Below are 287 nucleotides of genomic sequence, written 5' to 3' on the forward strand. Positions count from 1 at the left end.
AGACAGATCCCCATGAGTATGTGTGACTGGGGGATTAGCTCAGCTGGGAGAGCACCTGCTTTGCAAGCAGGGGGTCGTCGGTTCGATCCCGTCATCCTCCACCAATCCTCAATGCACAGCGTTCTGCTGAAGTTCAGCAGAGCATTTCGCATTGGCGATTGAGCCAGTCAGAGCGGTATGTGAAAACGTACCGGCTGTCGTTCTTTAACAATCAGGAAGAAGTAGTAAAGAGATTCATCCGGAAGACGGACAGAGATGGCCGTCGAGTAGGTGAATCAGGGTTGTGA

General features: G+C 51.9%; 1 tRNA gene. It reads left to right on the forward strand.

Annotated elements, in window-relative coordinates:
• Nucleotides 1-28: 28 nt before the first annotated feature.
• Nucleotides 29-104: transfer RNA gene (locus AB4Y44_RS42615), tRNA-Ala, on the forward strand.
• Nucleotides 105-287 lie beyond the last annotated feature (183 nt).

Source organism: Paraburkholderia sp. BR10937 (assembly GCF_040965695.1).
GTDB lineage: Bacteria > Pseudomonadota > Gammaproteobacteria > Burkholderiales > Burkholderiaceae > Paraburkholderia.